This is a genomic window from Pontibacter sp. BAB1700 (assembly GCF_000277005.1).
GTDB classification, from domain to species: domain Bacteria; phylum Bacteroidota; class Bacteroidia; order Cytophagales; family Hymenobacteraceae; genus Pontibacter; species Pontibacter lucknowensis.
The window spans coordinates 26,553-34,627 of sequence record NZ_AKIS01000050.1; the positions used below are offsets into that span (position 1 = coordinate 26,553).

At 51.5% G+C, this 8,075-nt stretch carries 8 protein-coding genes and 1 pseudogene; 3 read left to right on the forward strand and 6 right to left on the reverse strand.

The window, feature by feature from the left end:
• Positions 1-10: 10 nt before the first annotated feature.
• The 6 genes and pseudogenes from O71_RS06990 to tsaD all read right to left on the reverse strand — a co-directional run bounded on the left by O71_RS06990 (position 11) and on the right by tsaD (position 3,770).
• Positions 11-517 (reverse strand): HNH endonuclease, encoded by a 507-nt coding sequence (locus O71_RS06990; protein ID WP_040573895.1) that lies wholly within the window; start codon positions 515-517, stop codon positions 11-13.
• An 83-nt stretch (positions 518-600) separates the two neighbouring features.
• On the reverse strand, positions 601-1,056 hold the full coding sequence (locus O71_RS25350) for a C40 family peptidase (RefSeq protein WP_237717745.1): 456 nt from the start codon (positions 1,054-1,056) through the stop codon (positions 601-603).
• Positions 1,053-1,376, reverse strand: a complete 324-nt coding sequence (locus O71_RS25355; protein ID WP_237717746.1) for an SH3 domain-containing protein — start codon at positions 1,374-1,376, stop codon at positions 1,053-1,055. The genes O71_RS25350 and O71_RS25355 overlap by 4 nt, the downstream gene beginning before the upstream one ends.
• A gap of 220 nt (positions 1,377-1,596) precedes the next feature.
• On the reverse strand, positions 1,597-2,070 hold the full coding sequence (smpB, locus tag O71_RS07000; protein WP_007654753.1) for an SsrA-binding protein SmpB: 474 nt from the start codon (positions 2,068-2,070) through the stop codon (positions 1,597-1,599).
• A gap of 1 nt (position 2,071) precedes the next feature.
• Entirely contained in the window at positions 2,072-2,464 is a 393-nt protein-coding gene (locus tag O71_RS07005; protein ID WP_007654755.1) for a thioesterase family protein, read from the reverse strand.
• A gap of 299 nt (positions 2,465-2,763) precedes the next feature.
• Positions 2,764-3,770, reverse strand: a pseudogene (tsaD, locus tag O71_RS07010) (tRNA (adenosine(37)-N6)-threonylcarbamoyltransferase complex transferase subunit TsaD).
• Between the two features lie 3 nt (positions 3,771-3,773).
• On the opposite strand from tsaD, the gene O71_RS07015 reads away from it, so the two are divergent.
• The 3 genes from O71_RS07015 to O71_RS07025 all read left to right on the forward strand — a co-directional run.
• Complete coding sequence (locus tag O71_RS07015) at positions 3,774-4,730, forward strand: AsmA family protein (RefSeq protein WP_071530846.1); 957 nt, start codon at positions 3,774-3,776, stop codon at positions 4,728-4,730.
• 8 nt (positions 4,731-4,738) lie between these two features.
• Positions 4,739-5,566, forward strand: a complete 828-nt coding sequence (locus tag O71_RS07020; protein WP_040573892.1) for a hypothetical protein — start codon at positions 4,739-4,741, stop codon at positions 5,564-5,566.
• On the forward strand, positions 5,547-8,075 hold a 2,529-nt coding region (locus O71_RS07025), incomplete at its 3' end, for a translocation/assembly module TamB domain-containing protein (RefSeq protein ID WP_192811644.1). The genes O71_RS07020 and O71_RS07025, both read left to right, overlap by 20 nt.

Sequence of the window (8,075 nt, forward strand, 5' to 3'; positions counted from 1 at the left end):
CCATATATTACTACTTATTGGCTATTTTCAGGTAGATCTGCCAGTCCTCATTAGAGTCGTTCAGGTGCTGTTGCAGGAAGGTATAGAGAGAGGGTCGGGAGGGGTGACGGTATAGCTTGAGGCCGGCTTCTTCGGGGGTTCGGTCGCCTTTGCGGGAATTGCACCTGGAACAGGCCGTGACGATATTCTGCCAGCTGGTCTCTCCTCCCCTGGAGCGTGGCAAGAGGTGGTCCAGGGTCAGGTTACGGGAAGTACCGCAGTACTGGCAAAGGAAGTTGTCGCGACGCAGCACATTGTGCCTGCTGAGGGCTATACCGTAGTATGGCACCTTAACGTAGCGCTGCAGCCGGATAACAGAAGGAACAGGATAAGAAGTGCTGACCGTGCGCAAAACAGCGCCATTGGCTTTGGAAATAAGCTCTGCTTTTTCGAGATAGACAAGCAAAAAAGCCTTGGTCACCGTGCAGACGGCGATTGCGCTGAAGTCCTGGTTCAATATCAGCACTTTGTCTCTCATGGCCATTCTTTGAACTTTTGCTATAGCTTCTACGAGAATTAACCAACTCGTTATAGCCTAAGTTCAAAGAAAAATGCTGAGAATCAGGAAAAAATGCGCTTGATGATACGTAGTTTATGGGAGTAGCGCTTGCGCTCGGCATTGTAAATGCCATTGTGGTCGAGGGTGTCAATTCGGATCTCGCCATGGGCATGCATGATCTGCTGCCCTTCCAGCATGATGCCCACATGCGTAATACGACCTTCTTCGTTGGCGAAATAAGCCAGATCGCCTGGTTGAGTCTGCGTAGCAAAGTGCACTTCATCTCCTACTGCCACCTGCTGACTTGCGTCACGGGGCAATTGATAACCACAAAGGCCGTATACCTGCTGCGTAAAGCCCGAACAGTCGATCCCGAACATAGACTTACCACCCCACAGATAGGGCGCTTTCAGGAAGCCCATGGCCAATTTGGCAAGCTGAACCGTTGTAACCGGCACGGCAGGGTTCGTGGCTCGTCCGCTGTACTGATAGCTTTGGCCATCAATACGCAGGCTCATGCCGTCAAAAAAGGCAGGTAAGCCCCTATACCTACCGGAATACGCATATCAGCACTGCTCACCACCTGCACGATATCGAGCGCACGCGGATGCTGCGCTGCCTGCCACTCCTGGTAATAACCCGCTGACACAGGCATATACTGCTTAAGATCGATCCATCCGGTATATCCATCCGAAGCCAGCTTCACCTGCACCCAGTTTCCTTGCTTGCTGAGCACCTCCAGACACTCCCCAAAGAGTACCTGGGTTACCATTTCCGCTTTATCAGATGGCTCAGCGCGCATCGGCACCAGACTGAGCATGCATATTCCGTAGTCCATTTTTGAGTTAGTAATTGAGTGATTGAGTGAGTTAGTGATTTTTGCAATAGTGATTAAGTGATTTACTGCGATTCGATGGTGAATATGTCAATGTATCTCCCGGTCTGAGGATGTGAGTAAACCCCCTTCACGTATAAAAACATGCAGTGCGCTTCCACTTACACCTTACCTCAAACGCAAATAATCGCTCATTCACTAACGCACTCAATCACTAAATCCCTTAAAACCCGCTTCGGTCAAGTTCGCGTTTTATATCCTTTGCTTTGATGTCTTCCCGCTTGTCGTGCAGCTTCTTACCACGCGCCAGTGCAACTTCTACTTTAGCAAAGCCACGCTCGCTGATGAACATCCGGGTAGGGATAATCGTCACCCCCTGCTCCTGCACACCCTTCTCCAGTCGCTTTAGTTCGCTCTTGTTGACAAGCAGCTTGCGTACCCGCATGGGTTCGTGGTTGTAGTGCGTGCCCTCGGTATAGGTGGAGATGTGCACGTTGTGCAGGTACAGCTCGCCATTATGCAGCACACAGTAACCGTCCTGCAGGTTCACCTTGCCCTCCCGGATCGATTTGATCTCTGTTCCTTTGAGTATGATACCAGCTGTGTACTTGTCCAGGAACTGGAACTCAAAAGAAGCTCTGCGATTCTGGATGTTGACGTGCTTCTTGATTCTGTCTTTATCTTTTGCTTTCGTCATGCTAATTTATTGGAGCCAGCACCCTGGCCAGTTTCTCTTTCTTTAAAATCTTCTGCCCAGTCTCCCCATCTGCCACCAGCCTGTCCCCCACCCGGGCCTCAAAGCTACAAATCACATTGTTACCTTCCTGCGATCTCAGGTGAGCGACTATCTCTATTACTTCGCCCTCGAAAGCCGGACTTTTATGATTGATAGTCAGAAATGTACCTATCCCTTCTTCATCCTCTCCTTTCATCTCCAACACAAACAAGCGCCCTGCCCACTCAGCCGCCTGCGCCAGCGAAAAGGTGCTGCAAACTGCATGCACCAGCCCATCATCAAAACGGGCAAAGTCCGCCTCTGTTACCGTTTTGCGGTATACCTTGCTATCGCCGGTTTGGAAGGGGTTTTTCATTTTTGATTGAGTGATTGAGTGAGTTAGTGAATGAGTGATTGTTAAATGGTTGATGGTTGAGTGTTGTCTGAATCAGGATTTTCAGGATGAAAGGATTAACAGGATTCCCTCAAACGGTTGTTCTTCTATATCAATTCTGTAAATCTAAGAGCCCTGTAAATCCGTGGGAATATGGCCCCTCTTTAATCCTGAAAATCCTGATCCTGACAAGCTATACCAGTGCGAGACTTGGATAAGTCGCGACCTGTCTCTACAAGTAACACCTCCTCAACTCTCAAACTCTCAAACTCTTAAACTCCCTAAAACTTCATCCTCGGTTCCGGGCTCACGTACTGGTCGGCAAAGTCGCCTTTAAGATATTGATAATGAGCTGTTATAGCAATCATACCTGCATTATCGGTACAATACTGAAAAGCCGGGATATATACGTTCCAGTCGTACTTTTTGGCGTAGTCCTGCAGGGCCTGGCGAAGCCCTGAGTTGGCAGACACGCCACCGGCGATCGCTACTTCTTTTATGCCCAGGTCCTTTGCAGCCAGCACCACTTTCTTCAGCAGGGTCTTGATCAGAGTATACTGTACGCTGGCGCAAATATCAGCCAGGTTCTCCTGTACGAAGTTCGGGTTGTCTTTCGTTTTATCTTTAAGGAAGTAGAGCACCGAGGTCTTGATACCGCTGAACGAAAAGTCGTAGCCGGGCATGTTGCCTACCGGGAACTCGAGGCCTTTGGGTTACCCTGTGCCGCTGTCTTGTCAAGCATGGGTCCGCCAGGGTATGGCAGGCCAAGCATTTTAGCGGTCTTGTCAAAGGCCTCCCCTACAGCGTCGTCCGTGGTCTGGCCTATGATCTCCATGTCCAGGTGGTCTTTTACGAGCACAACCTGGGTGTGGCCGCCGCTCACAGTCAGGCAAAGGAACGGAAAGTTGGGTTTTGGGTCATCGATAAAGTGCGCCAGGATGTGTGCCTGCATGTGGTTTACATCAATAAGCGGAATGTTGAGGCCCAGCGCAAACGACTTGGCAAAAGAGCTGCCTACCAGTAAAGCACCCAGCAAGCCCGGGCCGCGGGTAAAAGCCACTGCATTTAAGTCAGTTTTGTTTACATTTGCTGTACTCAAGGCCTGCTGTACAACCGGAATAATGTTCTGTTGGTGTGCTCGCGACGCAAGCTCCGGCACAACACCGCCGTATTTTTCGTGAACAGCCTGAGTAGCAATAACATTTGACAAAACCTTGCCACCACGTATAACCGCAGCAGAGGTTTCGTCGCACGAAGATTCAATTGCTAATATTGTAGGTTCAATCATCTTTTGGAAAAAGAACAGTCCATAAATTACTTCAAAGTTATAGGAAAAGCCATTCTAAAAATAGTTTTGGCCTTAATCCTGTTGCTTTTGGTTGTATTTGCGGTTGTTTTTGTAGCTATTCGCTACCCGGGTGTGCAAACCAAAGTTGCTCAGAAAGCAGCCGAGTACATCTCCCGCACCATCGACCACGAGGTGACGATCGGGCGTGTGGATATTGAGTTTTTCAGCAACGTGATCCTGGAGCAGGTGAAAGTGCTCGATTACCGGGGTGAGGAACTGTTTTACGTAGGTCGGGCCGAGGCGGACATCAGCCTGTTCTCTATCTTCCAGCCAAATACTCTTGGTATAGCCACCCTGGAGTTGCAGGAGCCCCGGGCCAACCTGGTGCAGTACGAGGGCACCGACTCCCTCAATCTGTCCACTTTCATTACGTCCCTCGGCAATCTGATCACCAAAGACACGACCAAGGCTTCCCAACCTTTCGAGTTCTCGATCGATGAACTGATCATCAAAAACGGCGCCTTTACCTACGACGACTTCAACCGCCCCCGCACTGACTACGGCATCGACTACTTTCACTTAGGCATAGACAGCATCTCGGCACGCTTTACGGAGTTTGAGCCCGGTGATACGCTCAAGGTTCGGGTAACGGATTTGACTGCCTTCGAACGTCCGTCCGGCATACAGCTACACAACCTCGATGTGTTGATGACTTATGCTTCCACTTTCTGGGAATGGGACGAGCTCGACCTGCGGGTAAACGAAAGCAACGTGCAGGAATACATCCGCTTCGACTATAACCGCTTTGGCAACTTCTCCGATTTTATCGATAGCGTGACAATGACGGCCCGCGTGAAGGACTCACGGTATATTCTCGTGATATTGCCCTCTTTGCCCCACAGATCAAAGACTACGATGAGAATGCCTACATCGCATCGGGGGAGTTTGAAGGTCGTGTAGCGGAGTTCGTGGCGACCAACCTGGATATAAAGTATGGACAGAACACCCACATTGTAGGCACCATGAACGTGGATGGCCTGCCTAACTGGGGTGAGACCTTTGCCAACATCCGCCTGCAGCCTTCTACGCTCAATGCCGATGACATCAAGCAGTTTTTGCCTGCTGATGCCTATACCATCGCCTCACGATTAGGCACAGTGAAGATCGACGGGCGCTTCCTGGGTTTCTACAATGACTTCGTGGCCAATGGCAGTTTTGCTACGGCGCTGGGCAATGTGCAGTCCGACATCAACATGAAGATAAACCGGAGCAACAATGCCTCCTCTTACCGTGGTCGACTCAAAACACAGAATTTCAACATCGGTCGCCTGATAGGCAATGCGGACGTTATCAAAACGATCACCATGGATGGTCGTGTAGTCGGATCCGGCTTTACACTGGAAGACGCCCGCATGGAGATCAACGCAGATATTGCCCAGCTTCACCTGCTTGATTATAACTACCGCAACATCCGCACGGACGGCACTCTGAGCCGCCAGCGTTATGAGGGGCGTTTTGCCATTGCTGACCCGAACCTCGTCTTTACGGCCAATGGTGAAGTGAACCTGGCAAATAACAACCAGGCTTTCAACCTGAGGGCTGATCTGGACAAAGCCGACCTGAAAGCGCTGCGCATTTCAGATAAGTCGGTGATCGTACAGGCCAATGCCGACCTCAATTTCCGCGGCCTCCGGCTTGATGACTTTGAAGGCACCGCTTTTTTGACAGTGCCGCCGTCACTTACGAGGCCAGCGTGTCGCCCTCGACACGATCCGGGTGCAGTCACGTATCGGTGAGGGTATACGGAGTCTCACGCTTCGCTCTACTCCACTGGCCTTGCGGGTGAGCGGTGACTTCGACTACTCTGTGCTGATTGACGACCTGAAGCAGCTGGTGCAGGAGTATCAGCTTAATTTTGAGAGTAACGATGCCGCCACAGCCGCTTATTATAGCCGTAAGCGTTCCTCTAACCGTCCAGAGTACAGTCTTGATTATGACCTATACCTGCGGCGGGTCAATCCGCTTATACACTTATTTGTGCCGGAGCTCACAGTTTCTGACTTTTCAAAGCTGGAGGGTACTTTCCGACATGGCAATACAGTCATCCTGACATCCTATGCACAGATAGACACGATCCTGTATGATGATGTAACGCTATACCAGAATGACATAGAGCTTAGCACTTCCAAGCTGCAAAACAGTCCGGATGTGCTGGCCAGTGCCCAGTTTACCTCCGAAAAGCAGGTACTTCCTTCCGTGGGTGAAACAGAGCGCCTACTGCTGGAAGCGATCTGGAGTGAGCGTACGATCGGCTTTTATACCAACCTGCTGCAACCCGCTTTTAACAACCAGGCAACCGTGGTCGGCGACGTCAATTTCCTTCAGGACCGCCTGCAAGTTGTATTTGGCAGATCCAATATTACCCTTCGCGAGACGCCATGGGCCTTTCAACCGGGCAGCATGGTATACATCAGTGAAAACGGGAAGCGATTTGATTTTGAAGAACTGATATTATCTAACCAGGACCAGATTATTCGGGTAGACGGCGCCATTGGTCAGGACCCAGGTAGTACGCTGGTGGCCAGCATCAAAAATTTTGACCTCCGAAACCTTAACCCGCTCATGCCCGAGCAGATCAGGGGCACACTTAATGCTGAACTAACGGCACAAGACATTTACAACAATGCCCTGCTGAACGCCGGCATGCGTGTCGATTCTTTTTACCTGGACAATGTGCTGATCGGCGACATCCGGGGAAAAGGCGACTGGAACAATGCCCAGCAACAGATGGTGGTGGATGTAGATGTTGAAAGGAACAACAAAAAGGTACTGACTCTGACAGGCAATTATTATCCCCGGGCTGAAGAAGAGCAGCTGGACATGCTGGCCGTACTGGACGAGACCCAGCTCAAGATTGTGGAGCCGATCCTGAAACCGATCATGTCGCAGCTGGAGGGGACCATGGAGGGGCGCATCCGGGTGCTTGGCAGGTTGTCGGCGCCAATCCTGACAGGCTCTGTGATGGTCACTGGCGGACAGTTCCGCTTCGATTACCTTGGTACCACCTACCGCTTCTCCGACCGGGTCTACTTCGGGGCCAACAGCATCAGCTTCCGCAATGCGCAGCTGCGCGACCTTTATGGCAACGTGGGCACTGTGACAGGCGGCATCGCCCACGATGGCTTCCAGAACATGGTGCTCGACCTGAACGCCCGTTTCCGGAACCTGATGATTCTGAACACGACCTACGAGCAGAACGAACTCTATTATGGAACCGCCTTCGGCACCGGTACGGCCAGTGTACTCGGTCCGGTGGACAACCTCAAAATAGACGTGAACGCCCGAAGCGACGCCAACACCCGTATAGTGGTACCACTTGACAATCAGACCGACCTGGCCCGCAAAGACTTTATCCGCTTCGTCAATCGCAACATCAGCGACTCTACCGGTGTAGCAGTGGTCGTGGAAGAACAGAAAGTGGACCTGTCGGGCATCAACATGAATTTTGACCTGGACGTGACCGACGATGCTTATTTTGAGATCATCATCGACCGGCAAACAGGTGACGTGATCCGGGGCTCGGGCAGCGGCCAGATTCAGATGACGATAGACACCCGGGGCGAGTTTAACATGTATGGCAACTTTGAGATCGCGAACGGCGCCTATAATCTTAACCTACTAGAAGGTGTGGTATCACGTGAATTCCGGGTGACGCCTGGTGGTACGCTGTCCTGGAACGGCGACCCGCTGGAAGGCATCATGGACCTGCGTGCCACCTATACTCAAAGCGCATCCTTAGCCGATATTATGACCACCCGGGGCGAAAGCGACTTAACCTCCGCTCCGCAAGGTCGCTACCCGGTAACGGCAATTGTTGATCTGAAAGGCCCTATACTGACTCCCGAAATTCAGCTGGGGCTGGACTTTGAGAGTATGCCAGCCAATGCCCGCCTGCAGCTTGATCCGATTATAGCCGCTATCCGCAACGATGAAAATGAATTGAACAGACAGGTGTTCAGCTTACTTGTACTGCGCAGGCTGGCTCCTATTGGCATGTTTGCCTCTTTTGACAATGCTGGCGTTTCAGCGGTGGGCGGCAGTTTGGGAAGTTTACTCACAGGGCAGCTTAGCGGCCTGCTCAACTCCATAGACAGCAACCTGGAGGTAGATATCGGCCTGGGTGATGTGAGTCAGGATGCGCTCTCCACTTTGCAGCTGCGCCTGAGCTATACCTTCTTTCAGGGGCGCCTGCGGGTAAGCAGCCAGACAGGTATAGGCGCAGCCGCACAGTCCGAGCAGGCTGGT

Bases quoted from the DNA above. Each gene is read 5' to 3' on its own strand.
- O71_RS06990 (WP_040573895.1), bottom strand. From the start codon at position 517: ATGAGAGACAAAGTGCTGATATTGAACCAGGACTTCAGCGCAATCGCC.
- O71_RS25350 (WP_237717745.1), bottom strand. From the start codon at position 1,056: ATGAGCCTGCGTATTGATGGCCAAAGCTATCAGTACAGCGGACGAGCC.
- O71_RS25355 (WP_237717746.1), bottom strand. From the start codon at position 1,376: ATGGACTACGGAATATGCATGCTCAGTCTGGTGCCGATGCGCGCTGAG.
- smpB (WP_007654753.1), bottom strand. From the start codon at position 2,070: ATGACGAAAGCAAAAGATAAAGACAGAATCAAGAAGCACGTCAACATC.
- O71_RS07005 (WP_007654755.1), bottom strand. From the start codon at position 2,464: ATGAAAAACCCCTTCCAAACCGGCGATAGCAAGGTATACCGCAAAACG.